This is a genomic window from Streptomyces sp. NPDC045998, from assembly GCF_056430285.1.
On sequence record NZ_JBWKLJ010000005.1, the window covers coordinates 1 to 24999 of the forward strand.

The 24999-nt window shown below is 74.0% G+C and carries 22 protein-coding genes; 10 read left to right on the forward strand and 12 right to left on the reverse strand.

Annotated features, from left to right (window positions below; translation table 11 throughout):
• Nucleotides 1-262: 262 nt before the first annotated feature.
• The gene (locus AC07FJ_RS16475) at nucleotides 263-2218 is read right to left on the reverse strand and encodes a HelD family protein (RefSeq protein WP_479050181.1); all 1956 of its coding nucleotides are present in this window, start codon (nucleotides 2216-2218) and stop codon (nucleotides 263-265) included.
• Nucleotides 2219-2588: 370 nt separating this feature from the next.
• Between AC07FJ_RS16475 and AC07FJ_RS16480 the strand changes: the two genes are divergently transcribed.
• The gene (locus AC07FJ_RS16480) at nucleotides 2589-2774 is read left to right on the forward strand and encodes a hypothetical protein (protein WP_479049531.1); all 186 of its coding nucleotides are present in this window, start codon (nucleotides 2589-2591) and stop codon (nucleotides 2772-2774) included.
• Here AC07FJ_RS16480 and AC07FJ_RS16485 read toward each other — a convergent pair.
• The 3 genes from AC07FJ_RS16485 to AC07FJ_RS16495 form a co-directional block, all read right to left on the reverse strand.
• The gene (locus tag AC07FJ_RS16485; RefSeq protein WP_479049533.1) at nucleotides 2761-4431 is read right to left on the reverse strand and encodes a DNA repair helicase XPB; all 1671 of its coding nucleotides are present in this window, start codon (nucleotides 4429-4431) and stop codon (nucleotides 2761-2763) included. The genes AC07FJ_RS16480 and AC07FJ_RS16485 overlap by 14 nt on opposite strands.
• An 82-nt stretch (nucleotides 4432-4513) precedes the next feature.
• On the reverse strand, nucleotides 4514-6880 hold the full coding sequence (locus AC07FJ_RS16490; protein ID WP_479049534.1) for a tetratricopeptide repeat protein: 2367 nt from the start codon (nucleotides 6878-6880) through the stop codon (nucleotides 4514-4516).
• Nucleotides 6877-8535, reverse strand: a complete 1659-nt coding sequence (locus AC07FJ_RS16495) for a hypothetical protein (RefSeq protein WP_479049536.1) — start codon at nucleotides 8533-8535, stop codon at nucleotides 6877-6879. The genes AC07FJ_RS16490 and AC07FJ_RS16495 overlap by 4 nt, the downstream gene beginning before the upstream one ends.
• Before the next feature lie 324 nt (nucleotides 8536-8859).
• On the opposite strand from AC07FJ_RS16495, the gene AC07FJ_RS16500 reads away from it, so the two are divergent.
• On the forward strand, nucleotides 8860-9063 hold the full coding sequence (locus tag AC07FJ_RS16500) for a hypothetical protein (RefSeq protein WP_479049537.1): 204 nt from the start codon (nucleotides 8860-8862) through the stop codon (nucleotides 9061-9063).
• Between the two features lie 9 nt (nucleotides 9064-9072).
• Here the strand turns inward: AC07FJ_RS16500 and AC07FJ_RS16505 are convergent, their stop codons facing one another.
• Nucleotides 9073-9210, reverse strand: coding sequence for a hypothetical protein (locus AC07FJ_RS16505; RefSeq protein WP_468294036.1), 138 nt, complete (start codon nucleotides 9208-9210; stop codon nucleotides 9073-9075).
• 216 nt (nucleotides 9211-9426) lie between these two features.
• Complete coding sequence (locus AC07FJ_RS16510) at nucleotides 9427-12060, reverse strand: helicase-associated domain-containing protein (RefSeq protein ID WP_479049539.1); 2634 nt, start codon at nucleotides 12058-12060, stop codon at nucleotides 9427-9429.
• A 41-nt stretch (nucleotides 12061-12101) separates the two neighbouring features.
• Between AC07FJ_RS16510 and AC07FJ_RS16515 the strand changes: the two genes are divergently transcribed.
• Nucleotides 12102-13034 carry a hypothetical protein gene (locus tag AC07FJ_RS16515; RefSeq protein ID WP_479049540.1) on the forward strand — a complete coding sequence of 311 codons (933 nt, stop codon included), beginning with the start codon at nucleotides 12102-12104 and terminating at the stop codon, nucleotides 13032-13034.
• 47 nt (nucleotides 13035-13081) lie between these two features.
• The gene (locus AC07FJ_RS16520; protein ID WP_479049542.1) at nucleotides 13082-13759 is read left to right on the forward strand and encodes an HAD family hydrolase; all 678 of its coding nucleotides are present in this window, start codon (nucleotides 13082-13084) and stop codon (nucleotides 13757-13759) included.
• Here AC07FJ_RS16520 and AC07FJ_RS16525 read toward each other — a convergent pair.
• Nucleotides 13714-13986 carry a hypothetical protein gene (locus AC07FJ_RS16525; RefSeq protein ID WP_361417364.1) on the reverse strand — a complete coding sequence of 91 codons (273 nt, stop codon included), beginning with the start codon at nucleotides 13984-13986 and terminating at the stop codon, nucleotides 13714-13716. The genes AC07FJ_RS16520 and AC07FJ_RS16525 overlap by 46 nt on opposite strands.
• Nucleotides 13987-14146: 160 nt before the next feature.
• Here AC07FJ_RS16525 and AC07FJ_RS16530 point away from each other — a divergent pair, with 160 nt between their 5' ends.
• On the forward strand, nucleotides 14147-14530 hold the full coding sequence (locus AC07FJ_RS16530) for a cold-shock protein (RefSeq protein ID WP_355355507.1): 384 nt from the start codon (nucleotides 14147-14149) through the stop codon (nucleotides 14528-14530).
• 3 nt (nucleotides 14531-14533) lie between these two features.
• On the opposite strand, the gene AC07FJ_RS16535 is transcribed toward AC07FJ_RS16530, so the two are convergent.
• Genes AC07FJ_RS16535 through AC07FJ_RS16550 form a run of 4 tightly spaced genes read right to left on the reverse strand, consistent with a single transcriptional unit; the run spans nucleotide 14534 to nucleotide 18014 of the window.
• Nucleotides 14534-15361, reverse strand: a complete 828-nt coding sequence (locus AC07FJ_RS16535; protein ID WP_479050183.1) for a 1,4-dihydroxy-6-naphthoate synthase — start codon at nucleotides 15359-15361, stop codon at nucleotides 14534-14536.
• 2 nt (nucleotides 15362-15363) lie between these two features.
• Nucleotides 15364-16137, reverse strand: coding sequence for a futalosine hydrolase (locus tag AC07FJ_RS16540; protein WP_479050184.1), 774 nt, complete (start codon nucleotides 16135-16137; stop codon nucleotides 15364-15366).
• A gap of 2 nt (nucleotides 16138-16139) precedes the next feature.
• The gene (locus AC07FJ_RS16545; RefSeq protein WP_479049545.1) at nucleotides 16140-16625 is read right to left on the reverse strand and encodes a DUF2771 domain-containing protein; all 486 of its coding nucleotides are present in this window, start codon (nucleotides 16623-16625) and stop codon (nucleotides 16140-16142) included.
• Between the two features lie 27 nt (nucleotides 16626-16652).
• Entirely contained in the window at nucleotides 16653-18014 is a 1362-nt protein-coding gene (locus AC07FJ_RS16550; RefSeq protein ID WP_479049547.1) for an MFS transporter, read from the reverse strand.
• A 291-nt stretch (nucleotides 18015-18305) separates the two neighbouring features.
• Here AC07FJ_RS16550 and AC07FJ_RS16555 point away from each other — a divergent pair, with 291 nt between their 5' ends.
• From AC07FJ_RS16555 to AC07FJ_RS16570, 4 genes are all read left to right on the forward strand, one after another.
• Nucleotides 18306-19229: a DUF3027 domain-containing protein gene (locus AC07FJ_RS16555; protein ID WP_479049549.1), complete on the forward strand. Its 924-nt coding sequence runs from the start codon at nucleotides 18306-18308 to the stop codon at nucleotides 19227-19229.
• A gap of 131 nt (nucleotides 19230-19360) precedes the next feature.
• A complete protein-coding gene (locus tag AC07FJ_RS16560) occupies nucleotides 19361-22471 on the forward strand; it encodes a sacsin N-terminal ATP-binding-like domain-containing protein (protein ID WP_479049551.1) in 3111 nt (1036 codons plus the stop codon).
• A 185-nt stretch (nucleotides 22472-22656) separates the two neighbouring features.
• Nucleotides 22657-22911 carry a hypothetical protein gene (locus AC07FJ_RS16565; RefSeq protein ID WP_479049553.1) on the forward strand — a complete coding sequence of 85 codons (255 nt, stop codon included), beginning with the start codon at nucleotides 22657-22659 and terminating at the stop codon, nucleotides 22909-22911.
• A gap of 44 nt (nucleotides 22912-22955) precedes the next feature.
• Nucleotides 22956-23732 carry an SAM-dependent methyltransferase gene (locus AC07FJ_RS16570; RefSeq protein WP_479049555.1) on the forward strand — a complete coding sequence of 259 codons (777 nt, stop codon included), beginning with the start codon at nucleotides 22956-22958 and terminating at the stop codon, nucleotides 23730-23732.
• A gap of 50 nt (nucleotides 23733-23782) precedes the next feature.
• On the opposite strand, the gene AC07FJ_RS16575 is transcribed toward AC07FJ_RS16570, so the two are convergent.
• Nucleotides 23783-24337, reverse strand: a complete 555-nt coding sequence (locus AC07FJ_RS16575; protein ID WP_479049556.1) for a GNAT family N-acetyltransferase — start codon at nucleotides 24335-24337, stop codon at nucleotides 23783-23785.
• A gap of 46 nt (nucleotides 24338-24383) precedes the next feature.
• On the opposite strand from AC07FJ_RS16575, the gene AC07FJ_RS16580 reads away from it, so the two are divergent.
• Nucleotides 24384-24980, forward strand: coding sequence for a methyltransferase family protein (locus AC07FJ_RS16580; protein ID WP_479049558.1), 597 nt, complete (start codon nucleotides 24384-24386; stop codon nucleotides 24978-24980).
• Nucleotides 24981-24999 lie beyond the last annotated feature (19 nt).

Genomic DNA, 24999 nt, shown 5'->3' on the forward strand with positions numbered 1-24999 from the left:
AACCCCGGCACCTGCCCGGAAAGAACCCCCGGCACCCGCCCGGAACCCCCGGCACCCGCCCGGAACCCCCGGCACCCGCCCGGAACCCCCGGCACCCGACCGGAACCCCCGGCACCCGCCCGGAACCCCCGGCACCCGCCCGGAACCCCCGGCACCCGCCCGGAACCCCCGGCACCCGCCCGGAACCCCCGGCACCCGCCCGGAACCCCCGGCACCCGCCCGGAACCCCCGGCACGCACCCGGCGGCAACCGAGGCCCCCGCTCAGCCCGCCAGCTGCGCCGGGAGGTCCGCCGCGTGGACCACCGTCAGGCCCGAGACCGCGCGGGTCAGGGAGACGTACAGGCGGCGCAGGCCCGTGCGTTCGTCGGGTTCGCCGTCGACGATGGCCGAGGGCTCGTCGAGGACGACGTAGTCGTACTCGAGGCCCTTCGCCAGCGAGGCCGGGACCAGGGTGAGGCGGGAGTCGGCGGTGGTTTCCTCGCCGGGGGCGAGGTACGGCAGGCCCGCCTCGGTCAGCGCGCGGGCCAACGGTTCGAGGCGGGCGTCCGCCGCGATGAGGCCGATCGAGCCCTCGTGCTCCAGGGCGGAGAGGCATGCCGAGACGACCCCGGGCGTTGCGTCCGGCGCGTGCCGGACGACCTCCAGGGAGCCCGGTGCCTCGCGGACCGACCGGACCTCCGCGAGGTCCGGCGCGATGTGCGGCAGGAGCCGGGAGGCGTACGCGATCACCTCGCGGGGCACGCGGAAGCCGGCCGTCAGCTCCTCCACGGCCGCCTCCGCCTTGCCGAGGTGCCGCAGGGCGTCGGCCCAACTCGCCGTGGCCCACGGGGTGGTGCCCTGCGCGAGGTCGCCGAGGACCGTCGCGGAGCCGGTCGTGCAGCGGCGCCCGACCGCGCGGTACTGCATGGGCGACAGGTCCTGGGCCTCGTCGAGCACCACATGGCCCAGGGAGTGCGTGCGCTCCACGAGGTCGGCGGCCTCGTCGACGAGGACCGCGTCCGCCGCCGACCACGCCGCGGACTTCACCGACCGCGGCGGCTTCGGCCACAGGACGGCCTTCTGCTCCTCCGCGGACAGCAGGCCCTCCGCGTGCGCGGCGAGGAACTCCGGGTCGGACAACAGTCGGTACACCAGTTTCGCCGGCTCGACCGGTGGCCACACCTCCTTGACCACGGCCTTGACGGCGGCGTTGCGCGCCACCGCGTTCTGCACGCGGTCGTCCGGGGCCTCGCCCGCCTGTTCCATGCGGACCAGCACCGCGTGGGCGATCCGCTGCGGAAGGGCCTCACGGGCGGCGCCGTAACGGATGTCGCGGTCCAGCAACTCCCGCACCATCTCCTCGAGTTCGTACGCGGGGACGCGCCAGCGCCGGGAGCCGCGCACGACCATCAGCGGCTCGGTCGGCAGCGTGACGTGCGCGTACAGCGCGCGGCGCAGCACCTCCGCCATCCGGGCGTCGCCCTTCACCACGGCGGCCGCCGCGTCGTCGACGCCCCGCACCTCGACGCGCGTGGCGACCAGGTCGTCGACGGTGGTCTGCTGCACCTCCAGCTCGCCGAGCGCGGGCAGCACCTGCTCGATGTAGTGGAGGAAGGAACGGTTCGGCCCGATGACCAGGGTGCCCGTGCGGGCGAGCCGCTCCCGGTGCGCGTACAGCAGGTAGGCCACCCGGTGCAGGCCGACGGCCGTCTTGCCCGTGCCGGGACCGCCCTGCACGCAGACCGTGCCGCCGAGCCCGGACCGTACGATCTCGTCCTGCTCCGGCTGGATCGTCGCGACGATGTCCCGCATCGGCCCGACGCGCGGGCGCTCGATCTCCGCCTGGAGCAGCTTCGAGGTGCGCTCGGCCTCGTCGGGGTCGGAGAGGCGCTCGTCCTCGTACGCGGTGAGCTCGCCCCCCGTGTAACCGAAGCGGCGCCGCAGCCCCACGTCCTGCGGGTCCTTCTTGGACGCGCGGTAGAACGGCTGCGACACCGGTGCGCGCCAGTCGACGACCATCGGGTCGCCGTCCCCGTCGTGGACGTGCCGCCGCCCGATGTAGAAGCGCTGCCCCTCCTGGGTCGTGGGCAGGTAGTCCAGCCGCCCGAAGAACAGCGGGGTGTGCGAGAGGTCCGCCAGCGCCTTGATGCGCTGTTCGATCTGCGCCTCCAGGACGGCGGCGTTGACCCAGTTCGCCGTCACGTCGGTGATGTCGAGCGCCTCGACGTCCTCGCGCATCGCGCGCAGGGCGGCGCGGGAGGCGGCGAGGTGGGCCCTTTCGCGGGCGAGCGGGTCGGGATCAGGGGAGCCGGGCAGGTCGGCGGGCACGGCGGAGCCTCCGTCGGTCGTACGGGTGGTGGTACGGCGGGGCCGTCCGGTTGCCGACCGGACGGCGGCGCTCCACGAACGGGAGGCGGGCAAGGCGGGGAGTCTAGCCACCGGCCGGGCGGCCCTCCACCGAATTACGGGACCGGGCGGACGGGCCGGGCGCCGAGACACCCCCTACGACCCGTAGGGGACGCCGTATGCCTGGAGTCGTACGCGGGCGGCGGCCGGGTTCGCTCTGCGGACCGATGTGCCGCGCCCGTACGGGAAGGATCCTGGACACATGACCACAGTCACGTACAACCCCGGTGCCCACGGCCGGCCCGCCCCCTCCGGCCGCCTCGGCAACGCCCTGCGCGCGGTCAAGGTCTTCACGACGGCGGCGCTGGAGGTCGTCCTCCTCGGCGAGTACACCGAGGAGGCGGAGGCGGAGGCGAAAGCGGCGGCGGCGGGCGTCAGGCGCCGCTGAGGTCGGGGTCCGCGTCGCGGTCCCGCAGCAGCGCGTCGGAGTCGACGATCCGGTACGCGTACCCCTGCTCCGCGAGGAACCGCTGCCGGTGCGCCGCGAAGTCCTGGTCGATGGTGTCCCGGGCGACCACCGAGTAGAAGGTGGCCTTGTGCCCGTCGGCCTTCGGCCGCAGGACCCGGCCCAGGCGCTGGGCCTCCTCCTGGCGGGAGCCGAAGGTGCCGGACACCTGGATGGCGACCGTCGCCTCGGGCAGGTCGATGGAGAAGTTGGCGACCTTCGACACCACCAGCACGCTCAGCTCGCCGTTCCGGAACGCGTCGAAGAGCTTCTCGCGCTGCGCGTTCGACGTCTCGCCCTTGATGACCGGGGCGTCCAGGTGTTCGCCCAGCTCGTCGAGCTGGTCGATGTACTGGCCGATCACCAGCGTCTGCTGGCCCCGGTGCTTCTCGACCAGCGCCTCCGTCACCTTCCGCTTCGTCGCGGTCGTCGCGCAGAAGCGGTACTTCTCCTCCGTCTCGGCGGTCGCGTACGCCAGCCGCTCGGAGTCGGTGAGGTTGACGCGCACCTCGACGCAGTCGGCGGGCGCGATGTAGCCCTGCGCCTCGATCTCCTTCCACGGCGCGTCGAACCGCTTGGGCCCGATCAGCGAGAACACGTCCGACTCGCGCCCGTCCTCGCGGACGAGCGTCGCCGTCAGACCGAGGCGGCGGCGCGCCTGGAGGTCGGCGGTGAACTTGAACACGGGCGCGGGCAGCAGGTGCACCTCGTCGTAGACGATCAGGCCCCAGTCGCGGGAGTCGAAGAGCTCCAGGTGGGGGTAGATGCCCTTCCGCTTCGTCGTCAGCACCTGGTACGTGGCGATGGTGACGGGCCGGATCTCCTTGCGGGTGCCGCTGTACTCGCCGATCTCGTCCTCGGTGAGGGAGGTCCGCTTCACCAGCTCGTGCTTCCACTGGCGGGCCGAGACCGTGTTGGTGACGAGGATCAGGGTCGTGGCCTTGGCCTGCGCCATGGCCCCGGCCCCGACGAGCGTCTTGCCCGCGCCGCAGGGCAGCACGACGACGCCCGAGCCGCCGTGCCAGAAGCCCTCGACGGCCTGCTTCTGGTACGGGCGCAGGGCCCAGCCGTTCTCGTCCAGGTCGATGCGGTGCGCCTCGCCGTCCACGTAACCGGCGTGGTCCTCGGCGGGCCAGCCCAGCTTGAGCAGCGTCTGCTTGATCTGCCCGCGCTCGGAGGGGTGCACGGCGACGGTGTCGGGGTCGATGCGCTCCCCGACCAGCGGCTGGACCTTCTTGGACCGGAGGATCTCCTCCAGGACCGGGCGGTCGGTGGTGGTCAGCACGAGCCCGTGCGTGGGGTGCTTGGCCAGCGTCAGCCGCCCGTAGCGGGCCATCGTCTCGGCGACGTCCACGAGCAGCGCGTGCGGCACGGGGTAGCGCGAGTACTCGACGAGCGCGTCCACGACCTGCTCGGCGTCGTGCCCGGCGGCCCGGGCGTTCCACAGGCCGAGCGGCGTCAGGCGGTAGGTGTGGATGTGCTCGGGGGCCCGCTCCAGCTCCGCGAACGGCGCGATGGCGCGGCGGCACGCGTCGGCCTGCTCGTGGTCGACTTCGAGCAGGAGTGTCTTGTCGCTCTGGACGATCAGTGGTCCGTTCACGTACGTGTATCCCTTCGCACGGGCCAAACATCCAGTGTGCCTGATGCGGGAGCGATCATCCCGGGCCCGAGGAAGGCGAGGGCTACGCTCCGATCCGCCTGCGTACCCGGTCGGCAAGATCTAGCGTGTCGGCGGCCCGCCTCGCGTCACCGGTGTGGTGGTACGTCTCGGCGGCGATCTCCAGGTTCTCCAGGGCCTCGATGTTTCTGCCCTGCCGGAGAAGGGTGATCGCGAGCTCCGTGAACTCGGCGGCCAGGGCGTGATCGTCCTTGCTGTCGAGGAACGCCTCCAGGGCAAGGGTGTGCAGCCGTACGGCTTTCTTGCCCTTGCCCTGTTCCCGGCGTGTGACGGCCATGTTGCCCAGGACCATCGCCTCGCCGCGGCGGTCGCGCAGGCGCCGGAAGGTGTCCAGTGCCTCCTGCTGCGCCGTGAGGGCCGCCCCCACGTCTCCGGCGGTGATCAGGGTGCTCGCGAAGTTGGACAGCTCGACCGCTCGCTCGTGCGGGAGGAGGGGGCCGTCCGGCATGTCCAAGGCACGTCGGTGCAACTTCAGTGCCTTCTCGGCCTTGCCTCCATTGCGGGTCACCTTGGCGAGGCTGCCCAGGGCAAGGGAGTAACCTCGCAGGTCGCCCTGTTTCCGGAAGGTCTTCACGGCCTTGCGGAGGGCCCGGCCTGCTTCCCGCGCGCGGTCCAGCTCGATCAGCGTCTCGCCGATGTTGCTGAGAGCCTGCGCCGCTCCGCGCTGGTCACCGGCGCGCTCGAACAACTGTGCGGATTCGGTGTGGGCCGCCACGGCCTCCTCGAACTTGCGCTGCTCGTGCAGCGAGAGCCCGAGGTTGTTCAGCGCGGAGGCCAGGGCCTGGTGCTCCTTCAGCCTCCGGCAGATGGTGATGGCTTCGGAGTGCGCGCGTACGGATTTGCGCAGCTTGCGCATATCTCGCAGCACCACACCGAGGGAACTCAGCAGAGAGGCCTCGTGGAAGGCGTCTTCGCTCCGTCGGCTCGACCGGATGCCCGCCGCCAGTACCAGCTGCGCGTCCTCCAGGTAGCGCATCTCCATCAAGAAGACGGAGGTGGGCACGGCCAAGGCCACACACACCAGGTCGTCCTCGGCCTGGTGAGACCAGAGGACAGCCGCGACGAGGCTGTGCCGCTCCGCCTCCAGCCAACGCAGCGCCCTCGCCCGGTCGGGGAAGGCGGGCTCCGGCGTAGGCTGTGGCGCCACGCGGGCGAAGAGAGACTCATACGCCAGGGTGCTCATCTTGTAGAAGTGGACCAGCAGTCGCTTGAGGCCCTCGCCCCAGGAGTCGTCGGCTCCCATGAGCTGCCCATGGGAGTAGAGGCGTACCAGATCGTGCTGCCGCCAGCGGCCGTACGGCTCTCGTGACTCGACCAGGTGCCGACGGCCCAAGTCCAGCAGGAGCTGCTGGGTCACCTCGTCGCTCTCGCCGTACAGCTGAGCAGCTGATTCGGTGGAGAAGTCCGGCCCGGGAGTCAGAGACAGCAGCCGGAAGAGCCTGGCCTGATCGTCGGTGAGCCTTCGGTAGGACAGTTCGAAGGCGGCGGTCACGGCGCGCTCCTCCCGGCTCAGCAGCGGGAGCAGGGAGTGCGCCTGTTCGAGGTCCTGGCGGAGGCGGGACAGGGGCCGGGTCGGTGCATCCACGAGCAGGGACGCCAGGATGCGCAGGGCCAGCGGCAGCCCGCCGCACAGCGCGACGAGCCGGTCGGCCTCGCCGGCCTCGGTCGCGACCCGCACGTCCTCGGGCAGAGCTGTGCGGAGAGCAGCGTCCAGCAGCTCCCGGCCGTCCTCGGTCGGCAGCTCGCGCAGGGTCAGCACCAGGGCTTCGAGCTCCGCCAGGGAGTGCCGCGATGTCATGAGCGTGGCCGTGCTCGGGTCGCCCGGCAGGAGCAGGCGGATCTTGTCGGTCGGGGGTACGTCGTCCAGGACGACGAGGACCCGACGCCCCGCGCCGGCCAGTGCGGCGAGCGCGGAACGGTAGATGCGCGCGCGGTCCTCGGCCCCGAGCGGAATGTGTTCCGGGGGGATGCCGAGCGCCCGCAGCATGGTGCCGAGCGCACGCTTCGGGGAGACTTTGCGCTCCGCCGCGTCGTGGCCGTGCAGATCGACGTGGAGGACTCCGCCGGGGAACCAGCCCTCCTCCCGCAGCGCGCGGTGCGCGGCCTGGAGGACCAGTTCGGTCTTGCCCATCCCGGCGAGCCCGGACACCGCCACGGTGGTGGCGGCTTTTTGGTCTTCCGCGTCCGGCGCCAAGGACGCGAGGATCCGGTCCAGCTCCGTGCGGCGTCCCGAGAAGCCCGCCGACTCCCGTGGAAGCCCGGCGAGAGCGGGGTCCGGGCGGTCCGGGAGCGTCAGGTTCACGGTCTCGCCTTGGACGACGAGACCGAAGAACACTCCCCCGCTGATGTGGTTCTCGGTTCTGCTGGTCATTCCGCGGCCTGCCGGTGGCGGGCGACGGCCCTGCTGAAGGCGAGCACCTCGGCGGTGGTGAACGTACTCCGGTTCATCTCGGTGACCACGTACCCGAGCTCGCGCCAGGCGTGGAGGAACGCCGGGTCGATGCCGATGTCGGCCGCGCGCTCCGCCATGTCCAGCAGTACGCCGTCGAAGTGTTCCTTGGTGAGAGGGGTGGGTTCGTCGGCGTCGGGGTCGAAGAACAGCGGGTCGCCCGGCCCTGGCTCGCGGCCGAACTTCTCCCGGAAAGTCTCGAGCTGGCTTTCCATGGCCTCGATCATTTCCTGCCCGCGCGGGTTGTCGGCCGACATGCGGATCACGGAACTGCCGTCGGCGTCCCAGAGGTGCTCGACGGGGCTGTCGGACCGCCGGTGCGTGGCCGCTGCGCCCCCGGACTTCTTCCGGACTCTTCGGAGCACCGCCTCGCGCACGGCCTCGCGCCGCTCGGCCCATCGCTCGTCCGAGTCCTCCCGGGTGTCGTCGTCCGTGACGTCCGGGCTGACGTCCGTCTCCTCCGGATCGGCGTCACTCTCGCGGGCGGCGGCGCTCAGGCGCATTCTGGCGTGCATGCCCGCCCAGTCCAGGAGGTCGGGGGTGAGCTCCTTCTCCCGCGTGGACACCTCGGTCTCGCCCAGCTCGAACGCCAGGCGCGGCAGGGCGAGACCAGGAGAGCTGGTCCACAGCAGGGCCTCGGCGGGGATCGGCTCGGTGAAGGCGGGTACGGCGAGGAGGTGTCCGAGGGTCTCGGTGACGGTCAACTCTCGCTCGGCGGCGACGAGGAGGACGTCGAGTACCGGCACCAGCGGTGACGCCTCGTCCAGGGAGAGGGCCCACGCCCAGGCGTGCGCGCCCATGTCCTCCAGGATCTCGCCCGGCTTCGCCAGGAGCGCCGCGTACAAGGCAGGCAGCAGCACGCCGGATTCCTGCTTCACGGGGAACCCGGCGTCCTTGAACCTGCGCAGCCCGTCCCGGAGGATCGCCAGCGGCGTGTCCTCGCCCCACCACTGCTCCGCTTCGTCCTTCCAGAAGCGCTTGACCTGCTCCTTCGCGTCCTCCGGAGGTCCGGGGAGCGACAGATCCAGGGAGGGCCCCCAGACCGCGCGGGAATCCTGGAGGGCCACCTCGGGCAGCATCCGCCTGGGCAGGCGGCGCTGGTCGAGTCCGGCCGCTTCGAGCCGGCCCGCGAGCGCGAGCATCAGGTGCCCGTCGTCCACCGGGAGCCCGAGCTCCTTGCTCGCCGTGACCGCCTCGCGGACGAAGCGCTGGATGCCCTTGCCGTGCACGGTGCCGCGAAGGAGCCGCAGCCACGCCTCACGGGCGTTGGCGAACTGGAATTCGTCCTCGAAGTTCTTGGGCCAGACCGTTCCCAGGAAGAGGGCGTCCAGCGGGTCGATCTCCTGGTACCAGTGCGGACCGGTTCCTTCCTGCTGGGCGAGTCCCAGCGCGGAGTAGCCCCACGCGTAGGCACCGGCGAGGCTCAGCTTCCCCGGTTCGTTCGACCGCAGCAGCCGCGCGAGCCCCTCCGCGCCGAGCGCTTGTGGGTCGTCCCCACCCATTGCTCCGGGCGCGGAGACCGACGGCTCCGCTTTCCGCGGTCGCTGTTCCCGCTTCTTCCTCGATGCCTTGCCCATCTGTCCCTCCCCGGTGCAAAGAATGGCGCATCGAGCAAGGTTCGGACCGGTATTACGGGAAAACCATGAGTACGGGTGCTGCCACGGATGAGTACGGGCGCGGGTGGGGCCGCCGGGGTGGGGGCGGTGGGATGGGGGCATGCGACGAAGCCGCCCCGCCACGAACCCCTTCCCGCCCCACCTGCTGCCCTCCGCGCCTGCGCCCGCGCCCGTGGCGGCGCGGGCTCCGTACGACCGGCACTGGTGGGTGCCGCCGCTGGTCGCGACGGTGCTCGCCGTGGTGTTGGCGGTCGTGTGCTCGGCACCGCTGCGGGAGGGCGGGGAGTGGACCCCCTTCGTCCTCGGCTGGTGCCGGTGGGGATGGTGGCGGCGAGCTGGTTCGTCGACCGTACGACGGCCGGGCGGGGCGCGCGGATCGGGCTGGGGGCGGCCGGGTGCCTGCTCATCGCGTCGTACACGACGCTCATGACGTTCCTGGCGCTGATCGTCTTCTTCGTCATGCTCCTGACCGGCAACGTGACGGCCTGACCGCCGCGGTCAGAGCATGATGCTCTGGATCAAGGGCCCCTCGATCTGCAGGTCGCTCAGCGGGCCGCTGATGGGCGGGAGCACCGTCCCGGCGACGGCGAGGAAGACGGTCACGGCGGTCACGGCGAGGGTGAGGCGACGGATCACGGCGGGTCCTTTCACGGGGACAGCGGCCGGGCCCGCACCGGTCGGACGTCGGTGGGGACCGGTCGCAGAGGGCTGGGCTGAGGAGCGGGACCGCCCCGTGGCTGCCCGTGCCACGCCGAGAGGATGCGGAAAGTCCCCCGGGGGTGCGGATTCGCTCACCCCGGAGTGGTAATCCGACCGGCCCGGCGCATGATCGGCGCCGGACCGTTCAAACGGTCAGAGCTGGTCCTCCGCCACCTCCGCCACACCCGTGATGCGGTGCAGCGGATACGTGCGGACTTCGTCCGCCGTGTGGTCGTACGCCGTGACGAAGCCGCCCTCGACCCGTACGGGCGCGATGACGCGCTGGCTGGCGGCGCCGTCGGCGTTGACGTAACCGATCCAGACGGCGGAGCCGGTCATGGCGGCGGCCTGGACGGTGGCGAGGGTCTCGGCGGCGGAGGTGCGGGGCAGTTCGCCGCCGTGCCGCTCCCGGCCCAGGGCCCCGTCCTCGCCCTCGCCCTGGTCCGTGGTGTCCTTGCGCACCACCGACGAGGCCTGGTCACCGGCGCGGATGGCCCGCACGGCCGCGCCGAGCAGCGTGGCGTCCGGCACCGGCGGGCCGTCCGGGACCGGCGCGGGCGGCGTCCGGGGCGGGGTGCGGCGGGCGTGGGCGCGGGTGACCAGCACGTCCCCCTCCGCCGACTCGGCGGCCGGCGCGAAGCCCATGGACCGCAGGCCCTCCAGCAGCGCCGCCGGGTCGGCCTGCGCGGCCAGCACCGTGGGCGCGAGGCGCCGCAGCCGCAGGGACGCCGACCGCTTGTCGGCGAGGATCTCGCCGAGGACGGCGTCGTCGTCGCAGCGTACGTAGGCGGAGGCGGCGCCGACGCGCAGGTGGCCGTGGCGGCGGGCGACGTCGTCGATGAGGTACGCGAGCGGCTGCGGGACCGGGGTGCGGGAGTGCGCGGCGAGGAAGGCGTGCAGGTCGGCCGCCGCCTGCCCGGAGTCGAGCGCGCGGCGCACGGAGGCGGGCGTGAAGCGGTACACGGTGGCGCCGCCCTTGGACTCGACGTCCGCGATCACGGCGAGCATGTCGGCGAGGGGCCGCTGGAGGGGACCGGGGGCGACGGCGGTGAGGTCCGCCTGGAGCAGCACGTGGTCCACGGGCTCGGGCAGCAGCGGCGCGAGCAGCGCGGCGGCCCGCACGGCCCCGGCGGCGGCCTCCGCGACGGACACCCCGTTCTCGGTCGTGACGCCGTGCCCGGCCTGCTGCGAGGCCCCGGCGTGCTGCGAGGCCCCGGCACCTGCGGCGCCCGGCGCTCCCGTGCCTCCGGCAGCGTCCGCCGTGCCGGCCGGCCGCTCCGGAGGCACGGCCTCCGGCAGCAGCGCCCGGCCGTGCGAGGACAGCGCTCCGCGGCCCGTCACGCCCAGCAGCTCCGCCTCCGACAGGGTCCACCGCGCCAGCCGGGCGCGCAGGTCCGTCCCCGACGCGGCCGCGCCGCGCAGCGGGCGCTCCCAGCGCAGCCGGGCCAGCAGGGTGTCCGGGTCCGGGGACGCCCCGGCCGGGAGTTCCGCCAGCAGGGCCAGGACCCGGCGGCGTACCTCCGGGGCCGCGCCCCGGTCCAGGTCGGGGCCGAGCGCCGAGAGCGTACGGCCCTTCGCGTCCTGGCCGCCGACCAGGCCCGGCGTCCGCGTCCCGGGCAGCCACGCCGCCAGCAGGCGTCCCCACCGCTCGGGGGCCGGCAGGTCGAGCCACTCGTCGAACGCGGGCGTCGGCGCGTACCGCTCGTCGGCCTCGCCGTCCGGGGCGATGAGCCCGGCCGCGTACGCGAGCTCCACCCAGAAGGCGGCCATCGGCTCCGACACGTCCAGCGCGACGGCCGTCCGCTTCAGGTCCCGTACCGAGAGGCCGCCCGCGCGCAGCACGGCCGGACCGCCCTCGTTCCACTCCTTCAGCAGCTCCTCGACGGTCGCCAGCGCCGTGTACGCCTGACCGGCCGCCGTACTGTCCACAACCTGTGGACGGTTTTCCCTCGCCGCCGCGACCGCCGGCGGCACCGGCTCCGGCGTGCGGTGCGCCCGCCCCCCGCGCAGGTGCAGCGCCGCCTCGCGCGGCAGCACCACCGTGCGCGCGGTCGCCGGCAGCAGCAGCCCCCGCTCCCGCAGCCACCGCACCGGCGGCGCGGGGTTCGGCGTGATCTCGCCGTACGGCGGCCCCCACACCAGGCGGTCCAGCACTGCCAGCGCCTCCATCGGGGCCGTGTCCAGCAGGGCGCCCATCCGCTCCCGGTCGGTGAACAACGCCGTCAACGCCGCCACCGCCGACACCGGATCGTGTGTCGTCGGCAGGCCGGCCGCCGCGAGGATCTCCTGGAGCCGCCCGGGGGACATCCCCGCCGTCGCCTCCGCGACCGTCGGGCCGAGCCCGGTGGGCGACGCGTGCTGCGACGACGGCGCGAGCAACTCGCGGGCCGTGCGCACCAGTCGCAGCCGCTCGTCGTCGCCCCACACCAGGGCCTGGTCGCGCAGCAGCCCGACCGCGCCCGGCAGCGCCGCCTCGACGGCCGGGTCGCCCTCGTCGCCCGCCATGAGGGCGAGCAGCACGGAGTACGGCGCCGGGTCCGGCGCCACCGCCAGCGCCTCCGCCGTCTGCAGCGCGAACCGGTCCAGCCGTTCCAGCGCGCGGACGACCGAGGCGCGCGTACCGGCGCGCGTGGCGAGCTGGGTCAGGTCGTTCGGTACGGGCACGAGCAGATCCGGCCGGGCGCGCAGCAGCACGGCCAGTCCCTCGTCACCGCGTGCGCGGAGCGCCTCCGCGAGGGTGCGCGGAGCCGCCGTGACGCCCTTGCCTTCGTTGCCATCGGTCCCCATCCGGACCACGTTAGCCCCTGCGCGCACGCTAACGTCGGGACGTGGGGATCGAGAGCGACCAACTGGTCTTCGACTACCTGAGCCGGGTCGGTGACCTGGCCCAGCGGCAACAGCTGCCCTCCCAGGCGCGGATGAGGCTCGTGGCGTCGCTGCGCGGCGAGATCGAGCAGCGGCGGGCGAAGAGCGACAGCCCGGAGGCGGTGCGGCGGATCCTGACGCGCCTCGGCACACCGGACGAAGTGGTGGCGGCGGCGTCCTCGGGGCGGCTGTCCGTGCCGCCGCAGCGCACGGCGAAGACGCCGGACCCGGCCGGCAGTCCGCACCTGGCGGGCACGGACGAGGTGGGGTCGGGCGACGTCCAGCCGGACTGGTGGCGCGTGGAGGACGTACCGGCGGGCTTCCACGGCGGCGTCGAGATCCCGGAGATGCTGAAGCCCCCGGCGCCCGAGGACCCCGAGGACCCTGACGCCCCGGAGGGCACGGAGGACCCGGAAGCCACGGAAGCCTCCGACGCCGTGGCGAAGGCCCGCCGCCTCCCGCGCCGCCTCCCGCGCCTCCGCCTGGGCCGCCGTACGCCGCCGGAAGCGGTAGCCGCAGCAGCCGCGCCCGCAGCCGCGGCCGTGCCCGCGAAGGCCCCGGCGCGGATCCGCAACCCGTTCCTGCTGCTCGCCGCCGCGCTCCTCCTCGTCGGCGCGGTCCTCGGCTCCTGGTACCCGCTCGCCGGCGGCTGGCTCCTCGCGTACGGCTCGCGGCGCCTGAGCCGTACGGAGGCGAAGTGGGCGGTCATGTGGCTGCCGGGGCTGGTCGCGGCGGGCGCGGCGGTGTGGCTGTGGGGACGGACGGAGGGCCGCTGGGGCGAGCCGCTCGCGGCGGGCGCGATGGGGGAGGCGGTGTCGGAGACGTGGCCCTGGGTGGTGCGGGGCGCGGCACTCGCGTCGGCGCTGTTCCTGGCCTGGCGCTCGCGCCGCGCCTGAAGCCCGCCCCGGAAGCGCCGGGTGGCCGGAAGCCGCCGCCCGGCACAATGGCCCCCATGCCCGCAGACCCGAACGCCCCGCTCGCCGCCCCGCTCACCGTCGGCTTCGACCTCGACATGACGCTGATCGACTCCCGCCCCGGCATCCACGCCGCCTACCGGGCGCTCTCCGCCGAGACCGGCGTGTGGATAGACGCCGACCTGGCCGTCACCCGCCTCGGGCCGCCGCTCGAGCTGGAGCTGGCGCACTGGTTCCCGGCGGACCGGGTCCAGGAGATGGCGGACCGCTACCGCGCGCTCTACCCCGCGTACGCGATCGAGCCGACGCTCGCGATGCCGGGCGCGAGGGATGCGATTCAAGCCGTTCGCGCGGCGGGCGGCCGGGCCGTCGTCGTGACCGCCAAGCACCAGCCGAACGCCGAACTCCACCTCACCCACCTCGGCATCGAAGCCGACGCGGTCATCGGCTGGCTGTGGGCGGAGGCCAAGGCCGAGGCGCTGCGCGAGCACGGCGCGAGCGTCTACGTCGGGGACCACACCGGCGACGTACGCGGCGCCCGCACGGCGGGGGCGCTCGCCGTCTCCGTACCGACCGGCCCCTGCGGCGCCGAGGAGCTGCGGGCGGCCGGCGCGGACGTCGTCCTGGACGACCTGACGGCCTTTCCTGCCTGGTGGGAGGCCTACAGGGCGGGCTTGGCGGTCGGCTCGGCGGCCGACTTCGCCTGACGGCGCTGCGCCGCGATCGAGCGCAGCACCCCCGCCGCGGCGATGACGAACCCGACGCCCATCAGCATGCACACGGCGTATGCCACCGGGGGGAAGGGGTCCGTGCCCAGGAAGAGGGGCGCGACCGTGACCAGGGTGGCGATGGCGCCGACGATGAAGACGATCCCGCCGGCGCGGACGAGGCCGTCACCGGGGGCGGCGCTGCTCGCAGGGGTTTCACTACGCATTCGGCCAGGGTAGTTCCCCGGCCGGAGGAACAAACCAGAGACGTCTTGTCACCAGGCCACGGACCATTAGCCTTGATGTTCGGCGGGTCCTGGCGACCCGCTGTAGTGCTATCCAGAGCCATTTCATGGCGCCAGATCGAGTACGAGGACGAGGACAGACGTGCCTACCGGCAAGGTCAAGTGGTTCAACAGCGAGAAGGGCTTCGGCTTTCTCTCCCGCGACGACGGCGGCGACGTCTTCGTGCACTCGTCGGTGCTCCCTGCCGGGGTGGACGCCCTCAAGCCCGGCCAGCGCGTGGAATTCGGCGTCGTGGCGGGCCAGCGCGGTGACCAGGCGCTTTCCGTGATCGTCCTGGACCCGACGCCGTCGGTGGCGGCCGCGCAGCGGCGCAAGCCGGACGAGCTGGCGTCGATCGTCCAGGACCTGACGACGCTCCTGGAGAACATCACCCCGATGCTGGAGCGGGGCCGCTACCCCGACAAGGTCCACGGCAAGAAGATCGCGGGCCTGCTGCGGGCGGTCGCCGACCAGCTGGACGTGTAGGAGTCAGACGAACGACAGCGCGTCCGGGCCGAGGGGCGGGACCAGCCCCTCGGCCGCCGCGCGGGTGAGCAGGCCCCGCACCGCCGCGTAGCCGTCCTCGCCGAGGCCGGCCGTGAACTCGTTGACGTACAGGCCGATGTGCTGATCGGCCACCGCCGGGTCCATCTCCTGGGCGTGCTCGCGTACGTACGCGCGCGACGCCTCCGGGTCGTCCCAGGCCATCCGGACCGACGTCCGCGCCGACTCGGCGAGCAGCCGCAGCGTGTCCGCGCCCAGGGAGCGCTTGGCGATGATCGCGCCGAGCGGGATGGGCAGGCCCGTCGTGGACTCCCAGTGCTCGCCCATGTCGGCGAGGCGGTGGAGCCCGTAGTCCTGGTAGGTGAAGCGGGCCTCGTGGATGACGAGCCCCGCGTCGACCTTGCCGTCCCGTACGGCCGGCATGATCTCGTGGAACGGCATCACCACGACCTCGCCGACGCCGGCGGGGACGACGTCCGCCGCCCAGAGGCGGAACAGCAGGTACGCCGTCGAGCGCTCGCTCGGCACCGCGACCGTCTTGCCCGTGAGGTCCGCCTCCGGCTCGCGCGTGAGGACCAGCGGGCCGCAGCCCCGGCCCAGCGCGCCGCCGCACGGCAGCAGGGCGTACTCGTCCAGCACCCACGGCAGCACGGCGTACGACACCTTGAGGACGTCCAGCTCGCCGCGCTCCGCCATGCCGTTGGTGACGTCGATGTCCGCGAAGGTCACGTCCAGCGGGGGCGCGCCGGGGACGAGGCCGTGGGCCCAGGCGTGGAAGACGAAGGTGTCGTTCGGGCAGGGCGAGTACGCGATCCTCACAGGTCCTCCAGGAAGACGGTGGTGGCGATCAGTTCGAAGGCGTACCGCAGGGAGTCCATCGCCCGGCCGATCTGCCAGGCGGCGCGGTCGCGCGGGCCGACGGCGTTGGAGACGGCGCGGAGCTCGACGACCGGGACGCCGTGCGCGGCGGCCGCCTCGGCGACGCCGTAACCCTCCATCGCCTCCGCGGCGGCCCTCGGGTGGCGGGCGACCAGCTCGGCGGTGCGGTCGGCGGTGCCGGTCACCGTCGACACGGTGAGGACGGGCGCGACGACGTGCCGCTGCCCGCCCGCCCGCAGGGCGGCGGCGATGCGGCCGGTCACCTCGGCGGGCGGCCGGTGTACGGAGCGCCCGAAGCCGAGCTCCTCGACGGTGAGGTAGCCCCCGGGCGTGTCGGCCCCGAGGTCGGCGGCGACGATCGCGTCGGAGACGACGACGGCGCCGAGCGGCGCGTGCGGCGGGAAGCCGCCGCCGATCCCGGCGGAGACGACGAGGTCGTACGCGTACGGGGCGGAGGCCAGCGCGCTGGTGGCGCCCACGGCGGCCGCCGCGGGTCCGACCCCGGCGGCCACGACGTCCACGAGGACGTCGGGCACCGTCGTACCCGAGGCTCCCGGCGCCGGGACGCCGTACAGGCCGCCCCACCGCGTGTGGGACACCGTGTGGCCGGAGCGCAGGTGGCGCGGCGGGCCCGGCGGGGCGAAGCCCGCCAGGCCGCGCATGACGGCCTCGGCCTCCGCCGGGACCGCCGTCACGACGAGGAAGCGCAGCGTCAGGACGTGGCCTTCTTCAGCTCGAAGTGCCAGATGCCCGTCAGCTTCTTGCCGGTCGTCTCGACGATGCTGATCTGGGCGGTGTTCGTCGTCTCGCCGGCCTGCCCCGACAGGAAGGCGTTCGCCGGAATCGTCCGGTACGTCTTCTTGAAGGGCTCCTGCTCGGCCTGCTGGCCGCCGATGAAGAGCGTCCAGCCGTTCTCGGCGATCTCCGGGTCCACGCCGAAGCGGATCCGGTCGTCCAGGGAGACCTCGATGGTCTTGCCGGACTTCTTGTCCAGGCACTTCTGGATCTCCGACTCCTTGATCGGCTCGCCGTCGTTGTAGCAGGTCGCCTCGGCGTGTACGGAGTCGGACCCGACCGTCACGGTCGCGAGCGGGGTCGGCTTTTCGCCGCAGGCGGAGAGGACGAGGAGTCCCGCGGAGACGGCACCGAGAGCGACGCCGGCCCGGCGGGCCCTACCGGAAATGAACGCAACGGTCATGGCTCGAAGGCTATACGCCACCCCGCATCACGCCACGCGGGGGTGCGGCGTGCCGCCGTGCCGGGCCGCCGACAGCAGGCCCCGGACCGTGATCAGCGCGCCCGCCGCGAGGATCGCCGCGGCGACCGACATGCCCAGGGAGCCGTTGAGCGGCAGGGCGATGCCGATGGCGCCGCCGACCACCCACGCCATCTGGAGCAGCGTCTCGGAGCGGGCGAACGCCGACGTACGCACCACCTCGGGCACGTCGCGCTGGATCATCGCGTCGAGCGACAGCTTCGACAGGGCCTGCGACAGGCCGGCGACCGCGCCGAGGGCCGCCACCGCGACGCCGCCGAAGAACACCGCCGCGACGACCGTCGCGGTGAGCGCCAGCGTCAGCACGGTGGCGACGATCACCTCGGGCGCGCGGGCCCGCAGCCAGGCGCCGATCGCGGTGCCGCAGGCGTTGCCGACGCCCGCCGCGACGCCGACGATGCCGAGCGAGACGGCCGCGCTCTGCCCGGACAGCGGGTGCTCGCGCAGCAGGAACGCGAGGAAGAAGATCAGGAAGCCGGAGAGCGCGCGGTGCGCGGCGTTCGCCTGGAGGCCGTGCAGGACGGACGGCCCGACCGTGCGCAGGCTGGGCTTGCGCTCGCCGTGGGTCAGGATGTGCGCCTTGCGCTCGCCGCGCGCCGAGTCCACCTTGTGCGGCATCGACAGCGCCAGGAACGTTCCTCCGACGAAGAGCACGCACGCGCCGTACAGCGGCCACCGCTCCCCGAGCAGCTGCAGCCCGGCCCCGACGGGCGCGGCGACACCCGTCGCCAGCAGGCCCGCCAGCGTCACCCGCGAGTTCGCCTTCACCAGCGAGAAGCGCGGTGGCAGCAGGCGCGGCACGACGGCGCTGCGGACGACTCCGTACGCCTTCGACGCGACGAGCACGCCGAGCGCGGCCGGGTAGAGCTCCAGTCCGCCGGTGGCGACGGCGCCGGACATGGTGAGCGCGAGCACGGCGCGGGTGAGCATCGCGCCCGCCATCGCCGCGCGGCGGCCGTGCGGGACGCGGTCGAGGAGCGGGCCGATGACGGGGGCGAGGAGCGTGAACGGCGCCATGGTGATGGCGAGGTACAGCGCGACGCGGCCGCGCGCCTCGTCGGTCGGCACGGAGAAGAAGACGGTGGAGGCGAGCGCGACGGTGATCATGACGTCACCGGCGCCGTTGAGGGCGTGCAGCTCGATCAGTTTGCCGAGACCCGATTCGCCCGCGCCCTGCGCGTGCGTGGCGCGCCGGATGCCGCGCGCCGTGCCCGTGATGGGCAGGTGCAGCGCACGGCCGATCCGCCCGGCCGCCCTGCGGAGCGGCCCGGCACCGTCGGACGCGTCGGAGGACGACCTCACGGCTGCCACCCCGTCATAGTGCCCCACGTGCCACTTCGATGAACCGGTATGACGGCTACTTGGGGCGGGCAGGTGGGCGGCGGGCTGCGGAGGGGGTAGCGTGCGTAGCGCGCCACCGGCGGCTGTTCTCGGCCGCGCGCCTCTTCGGCATCCCGCAGAATGGATGACGATAGGTGTGCCCGGGAAACGGAAACGTCGGGCGCGGACGTCGATGCGGCCCCCCGGTCCGCTCCGCCCGCCGCCCAACATCGCGACTCGGCCGGCGCATCTGTGAGACGGCGTAGGAGAGAAGCGAGACCTGTGAGTGCTGCGACGACGCGAAGCCGTACTGCGCGTACCCCCGCCCCGGACCGGCTGTGCGCGGAGGCGGTAGACCTCGCCAGGGAGGCGGCCGAGGAGGTCGCCGCGCCGGGCGTCGTCGGAGAGCACGCCGGAGTGGTCGCCGAGGGTGACCGGGTCGTCACCCATTTCTTCGCGAGCCACGAACCCGGCTACCGCGGCTGGCGGTGGGCCGTCACCGTCGCCCGCGCCTCCCGCGCCAAGAACGTCACCCTCGACGAGGTGGTGCTGCTGCCGGGCTCGGACGCCCTCCTCGCCCCCGAGTGGGTGCCGTGGAGCGAGCGCCTGCGGCCCGGGGACCTCGGGCCCGGTGACCTGCTGCCCACGGAGCAGGACGACCTGCGCCTGGAGCCGGGCTACACCGGCGAGGACGAGCCGCCGCCGAACTCCCCGGTCTCCGAGGAGGTCGCGGAGCTGGCCGCCGCCGAGGACGCCGAGTTCGTCGCCCGCACGCCCTCGCGGGGCGCCATCGCGGCCGTGGCCGAGGAGCTCGGCATGCGCCGCGCCCGGGTCCTGTCGCGGTACGGGCTCCACGTCGCGGCCGACCGCTGGGAGGAGTCCTTCGGCGCGAAGACCCCGATGGCCCAGGCGGCTCCGGCCTCCTGCGCGAGCTGCGGCTTCCTGGTGCCGCTGGGCGGTTCGCTGCGGCTGGCGTTCGGTGTCTGCGCCAACGAGTTCTCCCCGGCCGACGGGCGCGTGGTGTCCCTCGGGTACGGCTGCGGCGGGCACTCCGAGGCCGCGGTCATGCCGAAGCCGCCGCGCCCCGCGCCGCCGGTCCTCGACTCGATGGGCGCCGACGCGTTCCCGCTGCGCCCGGCCCGTGACGAGGGCTCCGTCCCGGCGACCTCGCCGGACGCCGCCTCGGAGGACCTGGGCCACAGCTAGGTCGTGTCCGCAGGGCCCGTCTTTCGGATCAGGCCCTGGCCCGACAAGATCCCGGTCGCTCTCACGCGGTACCTTCGGGCCCCGTACAGGCACAGTCCACGAGAGCGGAGCACGACGTGAGCGTGAGGGCCATGGCGACCGAAGGCGCGGCCGACCCGTTCGGGACCGCCCGGTTGCGGCGCGGGGTGCTCGACGCCTGGGGCGCCGCGCCCGCCCGGTTCCGGGAGGACGCCAACGCCGAGGAGGACCTGGCGCTCGGGGGCTACCGGGACCGCCTGGTGGTGGAGCTCGCCCAGAACGCCGCCGACGCCGCCGCCCGCGCGGGCGTGGCGGGCCGCCTGCGGCTGACGCTGCACCCGGCGGACCCGGATCCGGCCGGCGACGGCCGCGCGGTCCTGGTCGCCGCCAACACCGGCGCGCCCCTGGACGCGACGGGCGTCGAGTCGCTGTCCACCCTGCGCGCGTCCGCCAAGCGCGAGGGCCACGAGAGCGCGGTCGGCCGCTTCGGCGTCGGCTTCGCCGCCGTGCTCGCGGTGAGCGACGAGCCCGCGGTGGTGGGCCGCCACGGCGGCGTGCGCTGGTCGCTGCGCGAGGCGCGCGTGATGGCGGCCGACGCCGCGAAGGCCAGCCCGGGCCTCGGTGACGAGCTGCGCCGCCGCGACGGCCACGTGCCGCTGCTGCGCCTGCCGCTGCCCGCCGAGGGCACCGCGCCCGAGGGCTACGACACGGTGGTGATCCTGCCGCTGCGGGACGCGGCCGCCGTGGACCTGGTCGAGCGGCTGCTCGCGGGTGTCGACGACGCGCTGCTGCTGACGCTCCCGGGCCTCACCGAGGTGGTCGTGGAGACGCCGGGCGGCAGCCGCGTCCTGACCCGCACGCGGCGGGACGGGTACACGCACATCGAGGACAGCGAGACCGGGACGCACCGCTGGCGGACCGTCAGCCGGCAGGGGGCCATCGCGCCCGACCTGCTGAAGGACCGGCCCGTCGAGGAGCGGCTGCGGCCGCACTGGTCCCTCACCTGGGCCGTGCCCGTGGACGAGGAGGGCGCGCCCGTCCGCCCCCGCACCGCGCCCGTCGTGCACGCGCCGACGCCGACGGACGAGCCGCTGGGCATCCCGGCGCTGCTGATCGCCTCCTTCCCGCTGGACACCACGCGCCGCCACCCGGCGCCGGGGCCGCTGACGGACTTCCTGGTGCGGCGGGCGGCGGAGGCGTACGCCGAGCTGCTCGCCGACTGGCGGCCCGTGTCGACGGGCACGATCGACCTGGTGCCGGGCCCGCTCGGCAAGGGCGTGCTGGACGGCGCGATCCGGGGCGCGGTGCTGGAGCTGCTGCCGCGCGTCGCGTTCCTCGCCCCGGCGGCCCCCTCGGAGGAGCTGCAGGCCCTGCGCCCGTTCGAGGCGGAGGTCGTGGAGGGCGCGGGAGCCGAGACCGTACGCGTCCTGGCGGAGGTGCTGCCGACGCTGCTGCCGGCCGGGCTGGAGCGCCGGACCGAGCTGCGGGCGCTGGGCGTGGCGCGGCTGCCGCTGGGCGAGGCGATCGACCGGCTGGCGGGCGTCGAGCGGGCGCCGGAGTGGTGGCACCGGCTGTACGAGTCGCTCGCGGGCGTGGACCCGGACCGGCTGACGGGCCTGCCCGTGCCGCTGGTCGGCGGGCGCACGGCCATCGGGCCGCGCCAGGTGCTGCTGCCGCTGCCGGACACGCCCGTGGACCTCACGCGCCTGGGCCTGAAGGTGGCGCACCCGGACGCCGCGCACCCCGTCCTGGAGAAGCTCGGCGCGGTGGCGGCGACGCCCCGCGCGGTGCTGACCACGCCTCAGGTGCGGGCGGCGGTGGCCGCCTCGCTGGACGCCGAGGACGTCTGGGACGAGGACGCGGGGCTCGACGCGGACGAGCTCGCGGACGCCGTCCTCGCGCTCGTACGGGAAGCCGGCCTGGAGCCGGGCGACGAGCCGTGGCTGGGCGCGCTGGCGCTGCCGGACGAGGACGGGGAGCTCGCGCCCGCGAGCGAACTGGTCCTGCCGGGCAGCCCCTTCGCCTCGGTCATGCGCGAGGACGAACTGGCGCTGGTGGACCCGGAGCTGGCCGAGCGCTGGGGCGAGCAGCCGCTCGCCGCCTGCGGGGTGCTCGCGAACTTCGCGCTCGTCCGCGCCACGGACGTCGTGCTCGACCCCGACGAAGTGGAGCCCCGCGAGGGCGACTTCCCCGAGCCGGACGACGTGGGCCTGCTGGACGCCGTCGACGTGTGGTGCGAGGACGTCCTGGACCGGCTGCCGGACACGCCCGTGCCGCCGGTGGCGACCGAGATCGTCGCCGTACGGGACCTGGACCTGGTGGACGACGACGCCTGGCCGCAGGCGCTCGCGCTGCTCGCGCAGCCGCCGCTGCGGGACGCGCTCACCCAGCGGGTGCGGATCCTGCTGCCGGACGGCACGACCGAGACCGTCCGCTCCTACACGGCGTGGTGGCTGCGCGGCCACCCGGTGCTCGACGGGCGCCGCCCGGCCGGGCTCCGGGCCGCCGGGGCCGACCCGCTGCTGGAGGGCCTGTACGACGGGGTCGACACGACGGGCTTCGCGGACGCGCAGGTGCTGCGCGCCCTGGGCGTCCGCACGTCGGTCGCGGCGCTGCTGGAGGAGCCGGGCGGCGCGGCGGAGCTGCTGGCGCGCCTCGCGGACCCGGAGCGCGAGGTGGACGCGGCCCAGCTGCACGGCCTGTACACCGCGCTCGCGGACCTCGACCCGGAGCAGGTGTCGCTCCTCCCGGACGAGCTGCGCGCCGTGGTCGACGGCGAGGTGCGGGTGGTCGACGCGGCCGAGGCGCTGGTCGCGGACGCGCCCGACCTGCTGCCGCTGGCCGGGGGGCGGGCGCTGCTGCCGGTGGCCCCGTCGCGGGCGGCGGAGCTGGCGGAGCTGTTCCAGGTGCGGCGGCTGAGCGAGGCCGTGGACGCCGAGGTGACCTCGGAGGGCGAGGTCCACGACGTACCGGAGTCGGTGCACGCCCTGCTCGGGGCCGGCACCCCGGAGACGTACGTCGAGCACGAGGAGCTGCGCGCCGGGGGAGTGGAGCTGGACTGGCTCCGGACCCCGGACGGCACGGTCCACGCCGCGACGCTGGAGGGCGTGGCGGCGGGTCTGGCGTGGGCGGCGGGCCAGTGGCCGCGCCGCTTCGAGGTGGCGGCGCTGCTGGAGGACCCGTCGCGCACGGAGGAGCTGGCGCGGGACCGCTGGTTCGACTAGGGCGCGCGGGACCGCTGGTTCGACCAGGGCGGCACGACCCGTTTCGCCAACGAGCCGTCAGGCGTTGGCCGAAGCCCGGGTCCGGACTTCACTCATATATGCGGTTTACCTCCTTATGAGCCCACTTCAGACCTTGTCCGTGGTGGGCTGGTAGGCGTTCCATCCCCCCACATCAAGGAGCGAACATGCCTGCCGCAGTAGCCGACTTCATGGAAGAACTGGTCACTCAACCGCGCCGACAGCACGCCTTCCGCCGCTCGGCGGAGGCGTACGTCGCCGGCAGCGCCCTGACCGCCTCGGAGCGCGAGGCGGTGGTCTCCGGTGACGTGGAGCGCATGCGCGCCGCGCTAGCGGAGCACAGCCAGGTCAAGGAAGAGGCCCACGGAGTTCTCCTCGTCGTCATCATCTTCAACCCCGACGAGGTTCCGTCCGGCGCGTGAGTGAGCAAACACACGAGGGAGTCGGTGGTCCGGTGAGGGAAACCATGGACAATGCGCAACTGGTCGTCGTGGGGACCGGATTCCGGGCCATCGGCGACCTCACCGTCGAAGCACGGGCCTGTCTGGAACAGGCCGACAAGGTGCTGTGCCTGATCGGGGACCCTCTGGTCACCCGCCACATCGAGAAGTTGAACGCCTCGGTCGAGACGCTCGACGTCCACTACGCCGTGGGCAAGCCGCGCTCCGCCTCGTACGAGGACATGGTGGAGCACATCCTGTCCGAGCTGCGCCGCGACCAGTTCGTGTGCGTGGCCCTGTACGGGCACCCCGGGGTGTTCGCCTACACCGGGCACGAGGCGATCCGGCGGGCGCGCGGGGAGGGCATCGCGGCGCGGATGCTGCCGGCGTGTTCCGCGGAGGACTGGCTCTTCGCCGACCTGGGCCTGGACCCGGGAGAGCGGGGGTGCCAGAGCTTCGAGGCGACCGACTTCCTGATCCGCCACCGCGTCTTCGACCCCACCGGCCTCCTGATCCTGTGGCAGGTCGGTGTGATCGGCATGATGGACCGTGACCCCGGGTACGACGCGCGTCCCGGTGCCACGAGTCTGACCGATGTCCTGGCCGCCGCCTACGGCCCCGATCACCTGGTCACGGTCTACGAGGCATCGCCGTACGTGACCGCGGAGCCGCGCACGACGACCGTTCCCCTGGCCGAGCTCCCCGACACCCCACTGTCGGCGGTCTCCACGCTGGTGGTGCCGCCCTTGCCGCCGCGGCCCGTCGACCGGGAGCTCCTGGCCCGCCTCGCCGCCCGCCCCTGACGGGCGGCGGGGGACACGTGCCGGTCGTCGCCGGGCGCCCGGCGACGACCTCAGCCGGCCGGCGGCGCCGGCCGGGCATCACCGCGCACCACGGCCAGCACCTCGATGTCGCGCCAGCCGCCCCCGCGCCAGACCGCACCGCGGGCCGTGCCCTCGTAGACCATCCCCGCCTGCTCGGCGCAGAGGCGCGCGGCCTTGTTGCCGACCTCCACGTGCGCCTCGACGCGGTGCGCCTGGGTGTGCGTGAAGAGGTAGTCCACGAGCGCGCGGCCCGCTTTCGACATCACGCCGCGCCCGCGGGCCTCCGGCAGGAGGTAGGCCCCGATGTTCCAGCACTGCGACACCCCGTTGTAGGCCACCGGGCGCCAGGTCACCGCGCCCACGGCCGTGTCCCCCCGCACCACGGCCAGCATGCCGAGCTCGGGCGACAACAGCCGGTTGGCCTCCCACCGCTGACGCAGCGTCGATGTGCTGCCGGACCAGCCGGTCCACGCGTACTGCCCCATCACCTCGGGGTCGTTCAGCGCCCGGTCCAGCACCGCGAGTTCGCTGTCCTGGAAAGGACGGAAGGGAACACCACTCCCCATGCCCGGTACCTCGCTCATCTCTCGCCTCACCCTTCGGAAATCCTCACCGGAGCCGGCGTCCGGAGTGTCGAAAGCCGCCCTCGCCTGGACCCTGGCGGGCGCCACGGCGGCGCTGGAGTACGGACTCGAAGCCAGGTGGGCGCTGCGCCGGCGGCGCGAGGACCGCCGCTGTCCGACCCAGCCGCTCGCGCGGGACCGGCGCAGCACGTACGTCCTGCTCGGCGCCATCGTCCTCGGCGAAGCCGGCGCGGCGGTCCTGATGCGCCGCGTTCCCTCCGCCCGCATGACCGGGGACCGCGCGGCCAACACGCTGATCGCCCTGCCCGGTGTCTGGGCCGGGATGGCGCTGCGCCACTGGGCGGTGGGCACCCTGGGCGAGCACTTCCGGGGCACCGTGGACGTCCGTCCCGGCCAGCCGGTGGTCCGCACCGGCCCCTACCGCCACCTGCGGCACCCCTCGTACGCCGGAGGGCTGCTCATGATCGCCTTCGCCGGGTTCGGCCTGGACCACCCACCCGCCCACCTCGTCCTGGTCGGTGGCACCCTGGCCGGGATGCTCTACCGCATCCGTACCGAGGACGCCGTCCTGATCTCCGCGCTGGGCCCGGAGTACGCCCAGTACGCCGCCCGCACCGCACGTCTGGTCCCCGGTGTCTGGTGAACCGTCGGACCCGGTGGCG